The organism is Allosalinactinospora lopnorensis (assembly GCF_000981225.1).
In the GTDB taxonomy this organism is placed as follows: domain Bacteria; phylum Actinomycetota; class Actinomycetes; order Streptosporangiales; family Streptosporangiaceae; genus Allosalinactinospora; species Allosalinactinospora lopnorensis.
The window spans coordinates 51,960-70,292 of the sequence record NZ_LAJC01000024.1 but is presented as its reverse complement, the minus strand read 5'-3'; the positions used below and the strand labels follow the sequence as shown (position 1 = coordinate 70,292).

Annotated in this window: 15 protein-coding genes, 1 other RNA gene and 1 pseudogene; 6 read left to right on the top strand and 11 right to left on the bottom strand. The window is 71.7% G+C overall.

What is annotated here, in order from left to right; all coding sequences use genetic code 11:
- Positions 1-654: 654 nt before the first annotated feature.
- The 5 genes from VS93_RS29080 to VS93_RS11145 all read right to left on the bottom strand — a co-directional run bounded on the left by VS93_RS29080 (position 655) and on the right by VS93_RS11145 (position 4,241).
- The gene (locus VS93_RS29080; protein ID WP_156184782.1) at positions 655-819 is read right to left on the bottom strand and encodes a hypothetical protein; all 165 of its coding nucleotides are present in this window, start codon (positions 817-819) and stop codon (positions 655-657) included.
- Between the two features lie 155 nt (positions 820-974).
- An RNA gene (rnpB, locus tag VS93_RS26930) (RNase P RNA component class A) lies at positions 975-1,358 on the bottom strand.
- Between the two features lie 62 nt (positions 1,359-1,420).
- Positions 1,421-2,548 carry a bifunctional RNase H/acid phosphatase gene (locus VS93_RS11155; protein WP_046469878.1) on the bottom strand — a complete coding sequence of 376 codons (1,128 nt, stop codon included), beginning with the start codon at positions 2,546-2,548 and terminating at the stop codon, positions 1,421-1,423.
- Between the two features lie 31 nt (positions 2,549-2,579).
- Positions 2,580-3,323: a zinc ribbon domain-containing protein gene (locus VS93_RS11150; protein WP_046469877.1), complete on the bottom strand. Its 744-nt coding sequence runs from the start codon at positions 3,321-3,323 to the stop codon at positions 2,580-2,582.
- Between the two features lie 99 nt (positions 3,324-3,422).
- Positions 3,423-4,241, bottom strand: a complete 819-nt coding sequence (locus VS93_RS11145) for a Nif3-like dinuclear metal center hexameric protein (RefSeq protein ID WP_046469876.1) — start codon at positions 4,239-4,241, stop codon at positions 3,423-3,425.
- A 285-nt stretch (positions 4,242-4,526) separates the two neighbouring features.
- Between VS93_RS11145 and VS93_RS11140 the strand changes: the two genes are divergently transcribed.
- Together VS93_RS11140 and VS93_RS11135 are read left to right on the top strand one after the other, a co-directional pair.
- On the top strand, positions 4,527-4,862 hold the full coding sequence (locus VS93_RS11140; RefSeq protein WP_046469875.1) for a hypothetical protein: 336 nt from the start codon (positions 4,527-4,529) through the stop codon (positions 4,860-4,862).
- Positions 4,863-4,899: 37 nt separating this feature from the next.
- Positions 4,900-5,685 (top strand): DUF5995 family protein, encoded by a 786-nt coding sequence (locus tag VS93_RS11135; protein ID WP_201776614.1) that lies wholly within the window; start codon positions 4,900-4,902, stop codon positions 5,683-5,685.
- A 187-nt stretch (positions 5,686-5,872) separates the two neighbouring features.
- On the opposite strand, the gene VS93_RS28015 is transcribed toward VS93_RS11135, so the two are convergent.
- Positions 5,873-6,079 carry a pirin-like C-terminal cupin domain-containing protein gene (locus VS93_RS28015; protein WP_082126809.1) on the bottom strand — a complete coding sequence of 69 codons (207 nt, stop codon included), beginning with the start codon at positions 6,077-6,079 and terminating at the stop codon, positions 5,873-5,875.
- A 122-nt stretch (positions 6,080-6,201) separates the two neighbouring features.
- On the opposite strand from VS93_RS28015, the gene VS93_RS11130 reads away from it, so the two are divergent.
- Positions 6,202-8,544 carry a Tex family protein gene (locus VS93_RS11130; protein ID WP_046469874.1) on the top strand — a complete coding sequence of 781 codons (2,343 nt, stop codon included), beginning with the start codon at positions 6,202-6,204 and terminating at the stop codon, positions 8,542-8,544.
- A 24-nt stretch (positions 8,545-8,568) separates the two neighbouring features.
- On the opposite strand, the gene VS93_RS11125 is transcribed toward VS93_RS11130, so the two are convergent.
- The 5 genes from VS93_RS11125 to VS93_RS11105 form a co-directional block, all read right to left on the bottom strand.
- Positions 8,569-9,300: a lysophospholipid acyltransferase family protein gene (locus VS93_RS11125; RefSeq protein WP_082126808.1), complete on the bottom strand. Its 732-nt coding sequence runs from the start codon at positions 9,298-9,300 to the stop codon at positions 8,569-8,571.
- A gap of 112 nt (positions 9,301-9,412) precedes the next feature.
- Positions 9,413-10,396 carry a DUF2157 domain-containing protein gene (locus VS93_RS11120; RefSeq protein ID WP_046469873.1) on the bottom strand — a complete coding sequence of 328 codons (984 nt, stop codon included), beginning with the start codon at positions 10,394-10,396 and terminating at the stop codon, positions 9,413-9,415.
- 486 nt (positions 10,397-10,882) lie between these two features.
- Positions 10,883-11,257, bottom strand: coding sequence for a hypothetical protein (locus VS93_RS11115; protein ID WP_046469872.1), 375 nt, complete (start codon positions 11,255-11,257; stop codon positions 10,883-10,885).
- A 168-nt stretch (positions 11,258-11,425) separates the two neighbouring features.
- Positions 11,426-12,037, bottom strand: a complete 612-nt coding sequence (locus tag VS93_RS11110) for a histidine phosphatase family protein (RefSeq protein WP_046469892.1) — start codon at positions 12,035-12,037, stop codon at positions 11,426-11,428.
- Between the two features lie 189 nt (positions 12,038-12,226).
- Positions 12,227-12,964 (bottom strand): GntR family transcriptional regulator, encoded by a 738-nt coding sequence (locus VS93_RS11105; RefSeq protein WP_046469871.1) that lies wholly within the window; start codon positions 12,962-12,964, stop codon positions 12,227-12,229.
- A gap of 349 nt (positions 12,965-13,313) precedes the next feature.
- Here VS93_RS11105 and VS93_RS11100 point away from each other — a divergent pair, with 349 nt between their 5' ends.
- The 3 genes and pseudogenes from VS93_RS11100 to VS93_RS31495 all read left to right on the top strand — a co-directional run bounded on the left by VS93_RS11100 (position 13,314) and on the right by VS93_RS31495 (position 18,209).
- Positions 13,314-14,483 (top strand): NRAMP family divalent metal transporter, encoded by a 1,170-nt coding sequence (locus tag VS93_RS11100; RefSeq protein WP_236700483.1) that lies wholly within the window; start codon positions 13,314-13,316, stop codon positions 14,481-14,483.
- A gap of 79 nt (positions 14,484-14,562) precedes the next feature.
- Positions 14,563-16,680 (top strand): annotated as a pseudogene (locus VS93_RS31500) (hydantoinase/oxoprolinase family protein); the annotation flags it as partial.
- Positions 16,681-16,709: 29 nt separating this feature from the next.
- A complete protein-coding gene (locus VS93_RS31495) occupies positions 16,710-18,209 on the top strand; it encodes a hydantoinase B/oxoprolinase family protein (protein WP_338022723.1) in 1,500 nt (499 codons plus the stop codon).
- Positions 18,210-18,333: the final 124 nt, after the last annotated feature.

Genomic DNA, 18,333 nt, shown 5'->3' with positions numbered 1-18,333 from the left:
CCCCGACATCCCACCCACCGACTACCCCCGCCCCGCCCGCCGGACCTCTGCCGTCTCCCCCCACCGGATACGGCGGCCCCTCCGCCGACACGAACCCGCCCATGGAGCGTCCCGGGTACGGGTACGGCACCGGCGCGCAGCCGTCCCCCTGGGAGCAGTCGGGGTGGAGCCGGCCCGCCGGTGACCAGCCTCCGCCGACCCCGGGCGGCGGATTCGAAATCCCCTCCCCCTACAACACCAACACGTTCAACCGCGACACCTACGACACCGGCAACTACACACGCCCCGACATCCCACCCACCGACTACCCCCGCCCCGCCCGCCGGGCCCGGGGCACCTGCGCCCTACAGCGGCTATGGCGACGTACTCGGCGACTACAGTGTTCCCCCGCCTCCGGACCAGGGCGAGGGATACGGGTACGGCTACGAGGCCCCGTCGGGCGAATGGCCCTCCTACCGCGATAGCGGCCAGCCGCGCTACGACTCCGGCGGCTACCCCTACGGCGACCGCCGGTTCGGCTGAGACGGCCCGACCAGACGCAGGGGGCGGGGCGCCTGTCGACGCCCCGCCCCCTTTTCTCACGCTCTCGAGGCGGTCCGCACGCTAGGAGTCGCCCGCGACCGATCACCGGCCGTCAAGCGGACCGGACCGCGCTCACTCGGCCTTCGGGTCGTCGTCCCGGCCGTCTTGCTGCACCTCGGACGCGTGGTATCGGGCGAAGGCGATGATCGCACCGATCGCGAGGAGAGGCAGGCCGAACAAGATCATCCACGTCACGGAGGAGTCCATCTTCACCGGCACCTGATTCGCATTCGACACCACAACGGACCTACGAGCACCCCGCCCATCGGCGCACGGGACGCGGTCCCTCTAATCTAGCGGGGTTTGCGGTCTCCGGAAGAATCGGCGCACCGGCCCCTGGTCAGGGAGGTAACCGAAGACTCCGGCGGAAAGCGGCACCGGGCGAACGCGAGGGGGAGAGTCGGCCGGTAAGCCGGATTCTGTACGGTCCCCGCGGGACCGCGGCGGTCATCCATCTGGGACTGCCGTTGCCGGCAGCCTCGGTGCGGTCTACCCGCGGACCTCGGGCGGGCCGCCCTCGAACGTCCGCGTGGGAGGCCGTGGCCCCCCTTCTTGACCTTGCTCCGGGTGGGGTTTACCCAGCCGGCCGGATCACTCCGGCCGCTGGTGGTCTCTTACACCACCGTTTCACCCTTACCACCGCGGACGGTGGCGGTCTGTTTTCTGTGGCACTTTCCCGCGGGTCACCCCGGGTCGGTGTTACCGACCACCCTGCCCTGTGGAGTCCGGACTTTCCTCGACACCGCGAACGGTGCCGCGACCGCCTGGCCGACTCTCCCCTGTCTCCTCATTCTACCGGGGCACGGGCCCCTGGAAGCCCGTGCCGCATCCGCCGCGGCTAGGCCAGATACGCCGTGTCGTTGAGCGAGCGCACCACCATCGGCCCGTCGTCGAAGCAGTCGATCTCCGACAGGCAGCCGACGTCGAGGTGCATCCGGTACAGCGCCCGCAGCGGCGCCAGCATGGCCTGCTGCACCAGGATTTTGATCGGTGTCACGTGGCTGACGACGAGGACCGTCTGCCCTCGGTGGCGCGCGAGCATCTTGTCCCGCGCCTCCACCACGCGGCGGACCGCCGTCTCGAAGCTCTCGCCCCCGGGAGGAGCGACGGCCGGATCGGCCAGCCAGCGGTCGAGCTCTTCGGGCCGGCTCCGCTGCACCTCCGCGAAGGTCATGCCCTCCCACTCACCGAAGTCGACCTCCTGGAACCCCTCGTCGGCGTGCACGTCGAGCGACAGTTCCCGGGCAACGTGGCCGGCGGTGTCGCGGGCGCGGCGCAACGGGGAGGAGACAACGGCGTCGACGCCGCGGCCGGCGAGCCGCCGGGCGGCCGCTCGCGCCTGTTCGTGCCCGGCCTCGGTGAGCTCGGTATCGCCGACGCCGGCGAACCGCTGCTCGACCGACAACGGTGTCTGGCCGTGCCGCAGCAGGATCAGCCGAGTGGGCTCGGTGTCCGGGGCCGACCACCCGGTGGGGGCCGGGCGCGGGGTGGGGTTGTCGTCCGGGGGCTCCGGGTCGGATCCGCCTTTCGGGTCCAGCCGCACCGGGCGCCCCTCGGCGGCGGCGTCCATCGCCTCATTGGCGAGCCGGTCGGCGTGCGCGTTTCGCACGCGCGGAACCCAGGTGTAGGTCACGCCCGAAAAGGTGCCGGCAAGCTCGTGGGCCTGCCGGGCCAGTGACCGCATGTCGGGGTGCTTGATCTTCCAGCGGCCCGCCATCTGCTCCACGACGAGCCGGGAATCCAGCCGCACCTCGACCTCGGCCCGCGGATCGGTCTCCGCGGCCGCGGCGAGGCCGGCGATCAACCCCCGGTATTCGGCAACGTTGTTGGTGGCGGTCTCGATTCCCTCGGCGACCTCGGTCAGCACCTTCCCGCTCACGGCGTCGCGGACCACCGCGCCGAACCCCGCCGGCCCCGGGTTGCCCCGCGATCCGCCATCGGCCTCCACCAGCAGCCGCCGGCTCATCAGCGCCCCTCCTTCGGTCTCATTGTGCGGATCACAGCCCGGACTCGGGCGTGCGGACGAGGATGCGCCGGCATTCCTCGCAGCGCAGCACCTCGTCGGGGTCGGCGGTGCGGAGCTGGCCGAGCTCGGCGGTGCTCAGGGCGAGCTTGCAGCCCTCGCAGCGGCCGTACCGCAGTGCCGCGACCCCCACACCGTCGTACTGGTCGCGCAGCTTCGTGTAGAAGGCGAGGAGGTCTTCGGGGATCTCTTCGGCCACACGCTCCCGCCGCTCGGTCGTCGAAGCGCGCTCGTCCCTGATCTCCAGCATGGCGCTCGACCGCCGGTCCTCTGCGGCTTCGCGGGCGGCCAGCGAGGCGTCCAGTTCCTTCCGCAGCTCCACGCGGCGCGCCTCGGCGGCCTCACTCCGCTCCATGATCTCCAGCACGACCTCCTCCAGCTCGGACTGGCGGCGCTGTAGCGAGGCGATCTCCGATTGCAGGCGCTCCAACTCCTTCGGCGAGGAGACCTGGCCGGCGTCCAGCCGCTTGGAGTCGCGAGTGGCGCGGGTGCGCACCTGGTCGACGTCGGACTCGGCCTTGCGCTGCTCCCGCTCCAGGTCCGACAGCTCGGTCTCGGCGGCGGTCAGCCGGCCGCGCAGCTCCTCTATGCCGGTGTCCAGCCGCTGGACCTCGGCGATCTCCGGAAGATTGCGGGCGCGGTGCGACAGCTGGGCCAGCCGGCTGTCGATCTCCTGGAGGTCCAGCAGACGTGTCTGGTGAGCGGGTTCGGCTTTCACTGCGACTCCATTCAGCGGCGATGCGTCCCGGCCGGCGAGTTCGACGCCGGCCCGGCACGCGGGTGGCTCGTGGCCGCGGCCCCCGGGACGGTCGAACACTCAGAACGACTGCGACCAGGCGTCTGTGACGATTGTGGATACGCGGGTCTCCACGTTAGCGCCTTCGCTGCCCAGCGCGCCGACGAGACGGCCGGCGGCGTCGGAGAGCCAGGGCCATTCGCTGGCGAAGTGGGCGGTGTCGATCAGCGCACCATCGCCGTGCTCGGTGAACTCCGAGACCGGGTGGTGGCGCAGGTCGGAGGTGAGGTAGACGTCGACCTCCGCGGCCCGCGCCTCTCCCAGGAGGGAGTCTCCCGCCCCGCCCGAGACGGCGATGGTGCGGACCGTGCGCTCCAGGTCACCGGCGACGCGGATCCCCGCGGCCGTCTCGGGCAACCCGGCCGCCACCTGGCGGGCGAAGGCGCGCAGGCTCAACGGCTCGGGCAGAGCCCCGACGCGGCCGATGCCCCGGCGGCCCTCCGGATCTGTGGTATCGGGGGCCAGCGGGCGCAGCGGCCCCCGCAGCCCGACGGCCGCGGCCAGCGCGTCGGAGACGCCCGGATCCGCGGTGTCGGCGTTGGTGTGCGCGGTGTACAGGGCCGTTCCCGAGGTGATCAGGCGGTGCACGAGGCGGCCCTTCGGGGTGGTGGCCGCGACACTGGTCACGCCGCGCAGCAGCAGAGGGTGGTGTGTGACGATCAGGTCGGCGCCCCATTCCGCGGCCTCGTCCACGACCTCCGCAACGGGGTCGACCGCGAACAGGATCCTCTCCACCCGCCGCGCGGGGTCCCCGCACACCAGGCCGACCGCATCCCAGGAGGCGGCCCAGCCGGGATCGTAGATCCCCTCGAACACCGCCATCACGTCGTGCAGGGTCATCGGAGCGCGCACAGTAGTCACGGTGGCACAGGGTAGCGGTTCAGTCGACCGCGGTGGGCGGCGATGGGAGCGGGGATCCGCAGCGGCGCGGGCACCGCGTCCGGGGAGGATCCGAACGGACGCGGGTCCGGACAGCGGGCCGGCACCGCGCGCGGCACCCCGTCCCCTACGGCGCCCGGCCCGGTTCCGGACAAAAAACACCTACCGGATCGCGCTTCCGAAAAGCATGTCGCGGGGAGATTGGGCGACAATGTAACCGACGGTCGTTGGAAGGCGGTACGCATCGTGGAACCAGTGAGCTTGGTGCTCGGGGCGGCTATCGCGCTCGGCGGGGTCCTGGTCGGCCGGGCTATCACCAAACGCCAGACAGCGCCGGCTCAGCACCCGCCGCAGCAGGCGGTGTCCGCGGGGCAGCGCAACCCGCAGCCCATTTGCGGCTGCGGACATCATCTCGTCTTCCACGACCACGAGTCCAAGAGGTGCCAGGCGCAGGTGGTGATCCCCGGCCGGTGGACCGGGCAGAGCGGCAGCACCTACCGGACGTGCATGTGCCAGGGCTACCGCGGTCCGCTGCCGGTGGACGAGTACTACGCCCCGGATCTCCTCAACGGGGACTCTTGAGCCGTCCCGAACGGGCGGCCCGGGCCACCGTCGGCCGGTGAGCGGGCGCCCCGTGTGCGACGGCCTCACCGAGCTCATCGACCGCATGGCGGCCGACCTCGACCGGTTGCGGCGCTGCGGCGACGCCCGCGCTTTCTTCCACTCGACGTACCTGCGCACGACGCGTGCGATCGCCGAGGAGATCGACCGCGGCGGGTTCTCCGACAACGCCTGGCTGGAACGCTGGGACATCGCCTTCGCGGAGCTGTACCTGGACGCTCTGGCCGCCGACCTGCGCGGGGATCCGGTACCCGGCCCCTGGCGCGTCGCCTTCGACACCGCCCGCGACGCCACCGGCCTGTCACCGCTGCGGCACGTCCTCCTCGGCATGAACGCCCACATCAACTACGACCTGCCGCAGGCGCTGATCCGGGTCATCGGCCCGGCGGAGTTCGACGACCCGGGGCTGCTGCGGCGCAGGGCGGCCGACCACCACCATGTCGACGAGGTGCTGATGAGGCGGGTCGCCGCCGAGGACACCGAGCTCGGGCACCGGATCCGACTGAGCCCGCTGGACCGGCTGCTCCGGCCGGCGAACCGCGCCGCGACACGCCGCCTGCTCGTGGAGGCCCGGACCAAGGTGTGGCACAACACGGGGGTCCTCGACCAGGCGCGCCGGGTCGGCGGCGACCGCTACGACGCGGCGCTGTCCGCACTCTCGGCGCTGTGCACGGCACGCCTCAACCAGCTCACCGCGCCCGGTCAGGTACTGCTCAAACTGGCCTGGCGCGGTTTCGGGGTCCGGCTGCCGGAGACAGCGGGAGCGGCGGGCACGCCGCGGTGAACGGCGAGGCGGCCGGGTAGTCGGCCACCATGAACCTCGATTTCGGACTCGGCTACCTTCTGCTGACCGGGCTGATCGTGCTGGGGATCATCGCGATCTTCCTGACGGTCGTCACCCTGATGAGGCGCGACTCCGGGCGCTGAGAAGCCTGCGGCGGCGAGCGCCCGCCCCGCCGGAAACCGCATCGTCACAGAATGTCGCTTCCTGCGTACGGTACGGCCGGGCGGACCCGCCCGGACTGGACGTCCTCGACCGCCTGAGGGAGCCTGGCCTTGCCGTTCGGCACGAACGGCCCGCAGGTGGCGACCGGCTCGCGTATCGGCAGGCCTCCCATGGCCGGCGCCCCACCGCGGGAGACCGTTACCGAACGGAGCACCCCGTGCAACTGCGTCATCCCGCCCCGTACCGAGCGTCGATCGCGCACCGCGGGAGAATCGCCGCCCCTCGAAGATGACAAGCGGGGCCGACACCAGGACAATGCAGCACGGACCGGAACGAGAAGGTGGACCAGCAACCGTGACGACGTCTATTGATCATCGGATCGCCGAAGAGCTCGGAGTGACCGAGCGGCAGGTGGCAGCGGCCGTCGGGCTGCTCGACGACGGGGCCACCGTCCCGTTCGTCGCCCGCTACCGCAAGGAGGCGACCGGCGCCCTCGACGACGTGCAACTGCGCACCCTTGAGGAGCGCCTGCGCTACCTGCGGGAGCTCGAGGAGCGGCGGGCCGTGATCCTGGAGTCGATCCGCGCCCAGGGCAAGCTCGACGACGCGCTCGAAGCCCGGATCAACGAAGCCGACTCCAAGGCCCGGCTCGAGGACATCTACCTCCCCTACAAGCCGAAGCGGCGCACCAAAGCCCAGATCGCACGGGAGGCCGGGCTCGAACCGCTGGCCGACCTGCTCTTCACCGGCCCGGAGCAGGATCCGCACGCCGCGGCCGCTGAATACGTCGACGCGGACCGGGGTGTGGCCGACGCGGCGGCCGCGTTGGAAGGGGCCCGCGCCATCCTGGTGGAGCGGATCACCGAGGATGCCGATCTCATCGGGACGCTGCGCGAGCGGATGTGGTCACGCGGCCGGCTGACGTCGCAGGTGCGCGAGGGCAAGGAGGAGTCCGGCGCAAAGTTCGCCGACTACTTCGGCTACGCCGAGTCGTTCACCCGCCTGCCCTCACACCGGATCCTGGCTCTGTTCCGCGGTGAGAAGGAGGAGGTGCTCAGCCTCACGCTGGAGCCGGAGGAACCCCCGGCCGACGAGACCGCGCAGACCGGTCCGAACAGCTACGAGCGCGCCATCGCCGCGCACTTCGGCCTCACGAACCGCGGCCGCCCCGCCGACACCTGGCTGCTCGACACGGTGCGCTGGGCCTGGCGCACCCGCGTCTCCGTCCGTCTCGACATCGACCTGCGCATGCGGTTGTGGCAGGCCGCCGAGGACGACGGTGTGCAGGTGTTCGCCGGCAACCTACGCGACCTGCTCCTGGCCGCCCCCGCCGGGAGCCGCCCGACCATCGGCCTGGACCCCGGGCTGCGCACCGGCGTAAAGGTCGCCGTGGCCGACGCCACCGGCAAGGTGGTGGCCACCGACACCATCTACCCGCACGCGCCCCAGCGCCGCTGGGACGACGCCGTCGCCACCCTCGCGCGCCTCGCGCGCGAACACGCGGTCGAACTGGTCGCGATCGGCAACGGAACCGCCTCACGCGAGACCGACAGACTCGCCGCGGACCTGATCAAACGGCACCCCGAGCTCAAGCTGACCAAGGTCATGGTGAGCGAGGCCGGCGCCTCGGTCTACTCCGCCTCGGCCTACGCCTCCAAGGAGCTGCCCGACCTGGACGTGTCGCTGCGCGGCGCCGCCTCCATCGCCCGCCGCCTGCAGGACCCTCTCGCCGAGCTCGTCAAGATCGACCCGAAGTCCATCGGCGTGGGCCAGTACCAGCACGATCTCTCCGAGACCAAGCTGTCCCGCTCCCTCGACAGCGTGGTCGAGGACTGCGTCAACGCCGTCGGTGTCGACGTCAACACCGCCTCGGTTCCGCTGCTGACGCGGGTCTCCGGTATCAGCTCCGGGATCGCGCAGAACATCGTCGACCACCGCGATGCCCGCGGCCCGTTCCGCTCCCGTACCGCTCTCAAGGAGGTGTCGCGGCTCGGCCCCAAGGCGTTCGAGCAGTGCGCCGGCTTCCTGCGGATCGCCGGAGGCGAAGACCCGCTGGACTCCTCCAGCGTGCACCCCGAGGCGTACCCCGTGGTGCGCCGGATCCTCGGCTCGGCCGACTGCGACATCAACGCGCTGATCGGCAACGCCTCGCTGTTGGGGACACTGCGGCCCGCCGACTTCGTCGACGACGCCTTCGGGCTGCCCACGGTCACCGACATCCTCAAGGAACTGGAGAAACCCGGCCGCGACCCGCGCCCGGCGTTCAGCACCGCGTCGTTCAAGGAGGGCGTGGAGACCCTCGACGATCTGGAACGCGGCATGCTCCTGGAGGGGGTCATCAGCAACGTGGCGGCCTTCGGCGCCTTCGTCGACATCGGTGTGCACCAGGACGGGCTCGTGCACGTCTCGGCGATGTCGAAGAGTTTCGTCGACGACCCGCGGGACGTCGTGAAGCCGGGCGACATCGTGCGGGTGAAGGTGCTCGACATCGACACCGCGCGCAAGCGCATATCGCTCACCATGCGGCTGGACGACGAGGTCGAGGGCGGCGGGCGCGACCGCCAGCGCGACTCCTCCGGCAAAGGCCGCGGCGGTAAGGGCAAGCGCGGAAACGGCCGCCCGAGCAAGGATCGCGGCGAACCGGGCGGCAGCATGGCCGACGCCCTGCGCCGCGCGGGTCTGGACAAGGGCCTGTAGGTCTCCCCGCCCGGGAGGGCGCGCCTACCGTTCGCCTTCGGTGGCCGCGTCCTTCCGGGCCCGGCGGCGCCGCGCGTCCTCCCGCAGCTCTTCCTTGACCGACTGGGCGTAGCGGTCGACGTACTCCTGCCCGGACATCTGCATCAGCGTGTACATGATCTCGTCGGTGACCGCGCGCAGCACCAGCGGGTCGTGTTCCATTCCGTGGTACCGGGAGAAGTCGAGCGGCGGGCCGAAGCGCACCGTGGGGTGGACGCCGAACCGGGGGACGAGACGGCCGGATTCCATGATGCGGTCGACGTTGATCATCGCCATCGGGATCACCGGCGTCCGGGAGCGCAGGATGAGCCGCGCCACTCCGGTCTTCCCGCGGTACAGCCTTCCGTCGGGCGAGCGGGTTCCCTCCGGGTAGATTCCGAGGAGCTTGCCCTGCCTGAGCGCTTTGAGCCCGGCGCGCAGCGCCGTTTCGCCGGCCTTCCCGCCGGAGCGGTCGAGCGGGACCGATCCGACCCCCTCGAAGAACCACCGCTGGCAGAGCCCTTTCACACCGGTACCGGTGAAGTATTCTTTCTTGGCCAGGAAGGTGATCCTGCGCGGCACCGGGAGCGGACCGAAGAGGTGGTCGAAGGCGGACAGGTGATTGCCGACCATGATCGCCGGCCCCGTCCGCGGAACGTGGTGCACCCCCTCGGCCCGCGGCCGCCACAGCACGGCCAGGAGCGGGCCGAGGACCGCCTTGAGGATCCAGTAGAGCACTGCACGTCACCTCCGCCCGTGCCAGTGGCGGGAGCGGCACTCCTCCCCATGGTCATCATCCTGCTCCACGTGCCGCCCCCGATACCCCGCGTCCACGGGCGGGCCCGGCCCCTCAGCCCTCGGGGTGGCGGCCCCGGTGCAACCGGATGCCGATCCAGCTGGCGACCAGCAGCACGGCACCCGCCAGGAGCAGCACCGCCGCCGCGCCGATCGCGCCGTCCGTGATGTCCCACACCATCTCCGGGACGGCGATCGTGATCCCCAGTACCCCGAACACCAGCAGCACGCCCGTGCGATCCCAGTGGTAGTAGCCGAGCAGCAGCACGGCGACGGCCAGCGTCAGCGAGTACCCCCATACGGACTCGCCGTCCCAGGACAACGGAAGCTGGGCACCGGCGAGGGCGGTCCCCGCGCCCAGTCCGAGACCGAGCCGGCGATGGGTGAGCACGCCGAAGCCGGACGCGAGGCCCCAGAGCAGTCCCAGCACCAGGTAGGACACGCCCATGGTGAGCCCGTCGGCGGCATCCGGCCACGCTTCGTCGATCGCCGAGCCCACCACCGCGGCGCTCATCCCCCAGCAGGCCACGAGGCCGACAGCGGAGGGCAGCGCCACGTAGCCGGCCGCGGCGACCGCCAGGCCGACCGCGCTCCCGACCAGGAACGAGCCGTCCTCGGTGAACTCGTTGACGGCGAGGGCGGTGGTCACGGACGCCAGTGCGAGCAGCACCCCGGTGATCCGCCGCCGCACCGTGGGGACCCGGTGGCTCCGGCCCGTCATGGCGCGCGGTCCGCCCGCCATGACGGTCCCGCCGGCGACCAGGGCGACGCTGAGCACCGCGAGCACCGCGATCCGCGCGCTCTGGGTCAGCTCCTCCCAGGAGGTGGCGACAAGGGCGAAGGCCCCGGCGAGGACGAGCCCGCCCCCGATGTAACCGGCGATCTCGGACCAGCGCACCCGCGGCCGCTCGCTCTTCGCCCCGGCCAGCGCCTCCCGCACCGCCACCGCCTGCTCCGCCGAGATGACACCCCGATCGACGAGCCCGCGCAGAGCCTGTTCACGCGCGCCGTCACCGAGGTCATCGTGAGACGGTCCCAACGTTCCTCCTTCAGAGCCGCCGTTCCTGTTGTTCCCGCCCTCGGAGGTTTCGACCGGGCCGCGGCGCGAAGGACACCGGTTCCCCTTGGGGGAACGGCGCGGGGGATGGGGACCGGGAAAGTCCGACCGCCGGGACGGGAGGCGAAAGTGCCAGACTGTACGCCATGCTCCTTCCGGTCCCTCTCATCGGATGGCTCGTGGCGGCGGTCGGCGCGGCGCTGGTTTGTACCGGAGCCCTCTGGGCCGCCCGCAGATCGGCCATCGACCGCTCTCTCACCCGGGTACGCGTCACGGATCTCTCCTCCGAGGTCAGGGCCTACGGACCGCGGATCCTTCCGGCACCTTCGACGGTGTGCTGGACCGCGTCGTTCCCGACCTTCTGGAAGGCGACGAGCTCAAGGTCCGCCGTACCGGGAAGCACCCTCCGACCTACCGGCCGTGCCCGCGGCCGTGGAGCGCCTACTGGCTCGGTTCGCTCCTGCTGTTCTAGGAACGCGGACGCCGGGTCGCGAACAGGAAGACGGCGTTGACCGCGGCGATGCCGAACCACACCGCGAGGACCGCCGCCCCGGCCTCATTGTCGGCCCGGCTGGCGACGAACGTGAGAGGCACGGCGAGGACCAGGGACACCACGGCCATGGCGAAGCGCAGACCCGCGATCCTGATGTCCTGTTCCCTGGAGCGGGCCGGCCGCGCCTCGGCGAGGCGTTCGGTGATGCGGGTGTCGACACGCTGGTCGATGGCGTGCTCAAGGCGTTCGGCCAGGGCGTCGGCGACAGCGCCGTCGTAGTCGGGGCCGAGTTCCCGGCCGGTCGCCAGGGAGGCGGCGACCTCGTCGCGGGACAGCGGTTCGTCGGTCATGTTCCAAGTATGCTCCGGCGCGGACCCTCCGGTTCGGGCCGGCGGGCGAAATAGGGGAAAGTCCGGGGTTCCCTGAGAGCGGGCCGCCGGCGCGTGCGGCAGCCGCCCGTCCGGATGGTGAAAGGCACGCGGCCGACGGAGAACCCCGATGGCGGTGGACCGGACGCGCTAGCGCTCCAGTGCCTCGTTGAGGCCCAGGAGGGAGAACGCTCCACCGCGTAGCCGGAGCCGCGCGCCGCGGCAGTTGTTGACGACTGGGAACACATCGCGGTAAGAGCGCAGCGGGATCCCCAGCACCGCGCAGAGGACCAGTCGGAGCAGGGTGCCGTGCGCAACGACCAGCACCCTTCCCCCGGGCCCGGCGGCCGCCAGCAGCGCGGCGCGCCCGCGCGCGGTGGCGGCGAGCGGGTCCTCGCCGCCGGGAAGGGGGCTGCGCACCGGGTCGATCTCGAAGCGGTCCCGCGCCGCGGCGAACTTCTCCCGCATCTCCGCCGCCGTCAGGCCTTCCCCGTCGCCGAAGTCCACCTCGGCAAGCCGGTCGTCCACGGCGACCGGCAGCCCGACGTAGCGTGCCGCCGCGTCGGCCGTGTGCGACGCCCGGCGCAGCGGCGAGCTGAGCACCCCGGTGATCCCGGCGGTCGCGGCCCACCGGCCCAGCGCGTCGGCCTGGCGCACGCCCCTGTCGGTCAGTTCGATGTCCGTACTGCCGGCGTACCGGTTCTCCGCGTGCCACGCGGTCTCCCCGTGCCGGACCACGATCAGTTCGGTCTCGGTGCTCACCGGCTCATCACTCCGTTCGATCGGCTCCCCGCCGGAGCGCGCCCGACCGGCCGCGAGGCACTGGCCGGGCACGCCCGTCACCCCAGGCTGTTATGGGGACTGGTGGTTCGGCGGGAACGACTCGCCCGACATTCGAAGCCGCAGCGCGATCCGATCGGCGCGGGCGAACAGGGTAGACGCACCGGCGCCTCAGGCGGGCGCCTGACTGCGCGGATCGTCCAGCTCCGCGAAGGCGTCGACGAGCTGGCGCTCGGCGACGTCCAGGTACCCGCCGAGCCGGTCGGCCGCCTCGTCGAGGCGCCCCTCGCACAGCATCCGGTGGATCTCCTTGTTCTGCTCCAGGTAGGGGGCGTGGAACTCGCGCGGGGCCGACATCACGTGGAAGACCAGGCGCAGCTCGGCGAGGAGCCGGCGGACGATCTCGTCGGTGCGGGGGCTGCCGGCCAGGCCGGCGATGGCCTGGTGGAAACGCATGTTCGCGGTGCCGAGCCCCCACCAGTCGCCGCTGTCGAAGGCGCGCTGGCCCATCTCGACGGACGCTCCGACCAGGGCGACCGCCTCGTCGGACGCCTCCGCCGCCCCGCGCAGCGCCGACAGTTCCAGCGCGCGGCGGACCCGGTAGAGGTCGACGACGTCCTCGGCGGTCGGCTTGGCGACGAAGACGCCGCGGTTGAACTCGTGGACCAGCAGCCCCTCGTGGCTCAGCAGCCGGAACGCCTCGCGCAGCGTGTTGCGGGACACTCCCAGCGCGGCGCCGATCGCCTCCTCGGACAGGCGCGCGCCCGGCGCCAGGGCCCCATCGATGATGTGCCCGCGCAGGACGTCGGCGACCCGTTCCACGGTGCTCGACCGCCCCACGAGGTTCCGGGAGCCGGCGAGCAGGTCGGTCAACTCCTCCGTCACGGCTGATCCACTCCATCCACGCATCCGCTGCGGTCCGGGGCCCGGCAAGGGCTCTCTCCTGATTCTGTCCGATCCGCGGGGCGAACGGTCCCATCGCCGGACACCATCGGCCCGACCGGAGGGTTCCCGGCGTTTCGTGATCGCGGTCACCGATAGGTATGGCGTATCCGACGGCGAGCCTGTACTATAGCGGCCACTTGCGCGATCGAAGGATTGTTGAACAATCCAATTGGCAGCTCGCCCTCGGCGCCGAGCCGCCCATCCCCCGCTCCCGGACGAAACGAGATCCGCCATGAGCGAACGACACGACGCCGGTACCACCTCCTCCTTCTCCCTCAAAGCCGCCGCGGGGCGCGGCACACTGCTCGGGGCGATGTTCCTGATGGCCACCAGTGCGGTCGGCCCCGGCTTCATCACCCAGACCACGGAATTCACCGCACAGCTCGGCGCCGCGTTCGCCTTCGCGATCCTGGTGTCGATCGTCGTCGACATCGCGGTGCAACTGAACATCTGGCGCGTCGTCGGCGTCGCCGGCGAACGCGCACAGGACCTCGCCAACAGGGTGCTCCCGGGCGCCGGCTACCTGCTCGCCGCGCTCATCCTCTTCGGCGGGCTGGTCTTCAACATCGGCAACGTCGGCGGGACCGCGCTCGGCCTCGACGCGCTGGCCGGGATCGACGTCCGGGTCGGCGGGGCCGTCTCAGCGCTGATCGCGATCGCCATCTTCCTCATCAGGCGGGCCGGGGTGGCGATCGACCGCATCATCGTCGTGCTCGGCGTCGCCATGATCCTGCTCACCTGCTACGTGGCGTTCTCCTCCCGGCCCCCGGTGGGGGAGGCGATGCGCCAGGCGGTGCTGCCCGAGGCGCTGGGCAGCGACATGTTCTTCGCGACCGTGACCATCATCGGCGGCACCGTCGGCGGCTACATCACCTACGCGGGCGCGCACCGCATGGTCGAATCCGGGGTCCGGGGACCGGAGAACGTCCGGACCATCTCGCGCGCCTCGGTGAGCGGCATCCTCATCACCGGGGTGATGCGCGTGCTGCTGTTCCTGGCCGTGCTCGGCGTGGTCACGGCCGGGGCCTCCATCCTGGACAGTCCCAACCCGCCGGCCGCCGCGTTCCAGAGCGCCGCCGGAGAGGTGGGCATGCGGCTGTTCGGCGTCATCATGTGGGCGGCGGCGATCAGCTCGGTGATCGGGGCCTCCTACACCTCGATCTCCTTCGTCTCCACGTTCTCCGCCACGCTGACGAGGTACCGCGACTGGCTCGTCGCGGGCTTCATCGCCGTCTCCGCCGCGATCTACCTGGTCCTGGAGCAGGCGCCGACAACGCTGCTGATCTTCGCCGGCGCACTGAACGGACTCATCCTCCCGGTGGGTATGGGGATCATGCTGTGGATCGCCGCATTCCGCACCCGCGACCTGCTCGGCGGCTACCGGTACCCGCGGTGGCTGCTGGCCGTGGGCGTGCTCGCCTGGCTGCTGACCATCTTCATCGGCTACCAGGCACTGGCGGGCATCGCCGAACTCTGGCGATGACCCGCCCCGCGCCGGCGGCGGGCTCATCCGCCGCCGGCGCCGGCAACCACCTCAGCACAACACGAAGGAGCTGGTCACCATGGGAATCGAGGCCAACGCCGGCCAGGGCGGCGGGACCGCCGAGGACGGCTGGCAGTTCTGGGTCGACCGCGGCGGCACCTTCACCGACATCGTCGCCCGGCGGCCGGACGGCCGGCTGGTGACGCACAAGCTGCTGTCGGAGAACCCGACACGTTACCGGGACGCCGCCGTGGCGGGGATCCGCGCCCTGCTCACCGGCGACGAAACCGGCACCGGCCCGATCCCGGCGGCCGAGGTCGACGCGGTGCGGATGGGAACGACCGTGGCGACCAACGCGCTGCTGGAGCGCAAAGGGGAGCGCACCGCACTGGTGATCACCCGCGGGTTCGCCGACGCGCCGCGCATCGGCTACCAGAACCGCCCGCGCATCTTCGACCGGCACATCGTGCTGCCCGAGCTGCTGCACGAGCGGGTGATCGAGGTCGACGAGCGGATCACGGCCGAGGGAACGGTGCTGCTGCCGCCCGACCTCGACCGGCTCGCCGCCGACCTGAAGACCGCCTACGACGACGGCATCCGCGCCGTCGCGGTGGTCTGCGTGCACAGCCACCTGCACCCGGACCACGAGCGGGCGATCGGGGAGGTGGCCGGGCGGCTCGGCTTCACCCAGGTTTCGCTGTCCAGCGAGGTCAGCCCGCTGATGAAGCTGGTACCCCGGGGTGACACCGCCGTGGTGGACGCCTACCTCTCCCCCGTGCTGCGCCGCTACGTCCAGTGGGTGGCCGAGGAGATGAGCGGCGTGCGGCTGATGTTCATGCAGTCCAACGGCGGCCTCACCGAGGCCGGGCACTTCCGCGGCAAGGACGCGATCCTATCCGGCCCGGCCGGCGGCATCGTCGGGATGGTGCACCTGTCCCGGCTGGCCGGCTTCGACCACGTGATCGGTTTCGACATGGGCGGCACGTCCACCGACGTGTCGCACTACGCCGGCGAGTACGAGCGGGTGTTCGACACGCAGATGGCCGGGGTCCGGCTGCGCGCGCCGATGCTGGACATCCACACGGTCGCCGCGGGCGGCGGCTCCATCCTGCACTTCGACGGCAGCCGCTACCGGGTCGGCCCGGACTCGGCCGGGGCCCACCCCGGCCCGGCCTGCTACCGCAACGGTGGGCCGCTGACCGTCACCGACGCAACGTGATGCTCGGCCGCGTCCAGCCCGCCCACTTCCCGCACGTGTTCGGCCCCGACGGCGACCAGCCGCTCGACGCGGAGGTGGTGCGGCGGCGGTTCGCCGAGCAGGCGGACGCCATCGCCGCGCGGACCGGGGACGAGCGCTCCCCGGAGCAGGTCGCCGAAGGCTACCTGCGGATCGCCGTGCTGAACATGGCCAACGCGGTCAAGCGCATCTCGGTGCAGAAGGGCCACGACGTCACCGGATACGTGCTCACCACGTTCGGCGGCGCCGGCGGCCAGCACGCGTGCGCGGTGGCCGACTCGCTGGGTATCCGCACCGTGCTCGTCCCGCCGATGGCCGGTGTGCTCTCCGCGCTCGGCATGGGCATGGCCGACACCACGGCGATGCGCGAGCAGTCCGTGGAGGCGAGGCTGGAGCCGGCCGTGCTGCCGCGGCTGGAGGAGGTCGCCAAGGCCCTGGAGGAGCAGGCCCGCGCGGAACTGCTCGACGAGGGGGTGCCGGCCGAGCGGATCACGGTGACCCGGCGGGTCCAGCTGCGCTACGACGGAACCGACACCCCTGTGCCGGTCGAGCTGGCCGACCTGGACACCATGGTCGCGGCGTTCGAGGCCAGCCACCGCAGAACCTACTCGTTCCTCATGGACCGCCCGCTCATCGCCGAGGCCGTCTCGGTCGAGGCCACCGGGCTCACCGTGCAGCCCGATCTCAGCCACCTCGGGGACCCCGGCACACTCGAATCCCAGGGGCCGATCGACGTGGTGCGGCTGCACTCCGGCGGGGCGTGGCGCGACGCTCCGCTGCACCGGCGCGAGCGGCTGCACCCCGGGGAGCAGGTGACCGGCCCGGCCATCATCGCCGAGGCCAACGCCACCACGGTCGTGGACGACGGCTGGCGGGCGCACGCGACACCGGCCGGGCAGCTGCTGGTCGAGCGGGTGCACGACCGCGCCCAGGACGACGTCGGCACGCGCGCCGACCCGGTGATGCTGGAGATCTTCAACAACCTCTTCATGTCGATCGCCGAGCAGATGGGGGCGCGGCTGGAGTCGACGGCGCAGTCGGTCAACATCAAGCAGCGGCTGGACTTCTCGTGCGCGCTGTTCGACCCGGACGGCAACCTCATCGCCAACGCGCCGCACATGCCGGTGCACCTCGGCTCGATGGGCACGACGGTCCAGGAGGTGATCCGCCGCAACGCGGGCACGCTGCGCCCGGGCAACGTCTACGCGGTCAACGACCCCTACCACGGCGGCACCCACCTGCCCGACGTCACCGTTGTGACTCCGGTCTTCGACGACACCGGTGAGCGCGTCCTGTTCTACGTCGCCTCGCGCGGCCACCACGCCGAGATCGGCGGGCTCACCCCCGGCTCCATGCCGGCGCACAGCAGCAGGGTGGACGAGGAGGGCGTGCTCTTCGACAACTGGCTGCTCGTCGACCAGGGAGAGTTCCGCGAGACCGAGACGCTGCGGCTGCTCACCGAGGCGCCCTACCCGTCCCGCAACCCGAGCGTCAACCTCGCCGACCTGCGCGCGCAGATCGCCGCCAACGCCAAGGGCGTCGAGGAGGTCGACAAGATGATCGACCACTTCGGCCTCGACGTGGTGCAGGCCTACATGCGGCACGTGCAGGACAACGCCGAGGAGGCGGTGCGCCGGGTCATCGACGCGCTCGACGACGGCGAGTACCGCTACGAGATGGACTCCGGCGCGGTGATCTCGGTGCGGCTGTCGGTGGACCGGGCCAGTCGCAGCGCGGTGATCGACTTCACCGGCACCTCGCCGCAGCTCGCCACGAACTTCAACGCGCCATCCTCGGTGGCGACCGCGGCGGTGCTGTACGTGTTCCGCACACTCGTCGCCGACGACATCCCGCTCAACGACGGCTGCCTGAAACCGCTGAGCCTCGTCATCCCGCCGGGCTCGATGCTCGCGCCGGAGTACCCGGCTGCGGTCGTGGCCGGCAACGTCGAGACCTCGCAGGCGGTCACCGGCGCCCTTTACGCGGCGATGGGCATCCAGGGCGAGGGGGCCGGGACGATGAACAACGTCACCTTCGGCAACGAGCGGCACCAGTACTACGAGACCATCAGCTCCGGTTCCGGGGCCGGCGACGGGTTCCCCGGGACGTCCGCGGTGCAGACGCACATGACCAACTCCCGGCTGACCGACCCCGAGGTGCTGGAGTGGCGGCTGCCCGTGCTCCTGGAGGAGTACTCGATCCGGCGCGGCAGCGGCGGCGCCGGGCGGTGGCGGGGCGGCGACGGCGGGGTGCGCCGGATCAGGTTCCGCGAGCCGATGACGGTGAGCACGCTGTCGGGCCACCGGCGGGTGCCGCCCTACGGCATGGCCGGCGGGTCACCCGGCGGCCTGGGCCGCAACAGCGTCCGGCGCGCCGACGGCACCGTCGTGCCCGTCGCGGGCTGCGACTCGGTGGACGTGGGTACCGGTGACGTGCTGGTGATCGAGACACCCGGCGGGGGTGGGTACGGGCCACCGGACGGCGCCTGATCAGCCGTGCCGGTGCCCCGCACCGGCACGGGCCCTGTCCGGGGACGGGTGACGAGCGCTCCCCGTCCCCGGCTGTGGCCGGCGCCCGTACGTGCACGGCTCCGTGCTCGTGACGTGTCCACAC

Bases quoted from the DNA above. Each gene is read 5' to 3' on its own strand.
- VS93_RS11105 (WP_046469871.1), bottom strand. From the start codon at position 12,964: ATGCGTGGATGGAGTGGATCAGCCGTGACGGAGGAGTTGACCGACCTG.
- VS93_RS11145 (WP_046469876.1), bottom strand. From the start codon at position 4,241: ATGACCCTGCACGACGTGATGGCGGTGTTCGAGGGGATCTACGATCCC.
- VS93_RS28015 (WP_082126809.1), bottom strand. From the start codon at position 6,079: ATGACGCAGTTGCACGGGGTGCTCCGTTCGGTAACGGTCTCCCGCGGT.
- VS93_RS11115 (WP_046469872.1), bottom strand. From the start codon at position 11,257: ATGACCGACGAACCGCTGTCCCGCGACGAGGTCGCCGCCTCCCTGGCG.
- VS93_RS11100 (WP_236700483.1), top strand. From the start codon at position 13,314: ATGTTCCTGATGGCCACCAGTGCGGTCGGCCCCGGCTTCATCACCCAG.
- VS93_RS11155 (WP_046469878.1), bottom strand. From the start codon at position 2,548: ATGAGCCGGCGGCTGCTGGTGGAGGCCGATGGCGGATCGCGGGGCAAC.
- VS93_RS31495 (WP_338022723.1), top strand. From the start codon at position 16,710: ATGTCGATCGCCGAGCAGATGGGGGCGCGGCTGGAGTCGACGGCGCAG.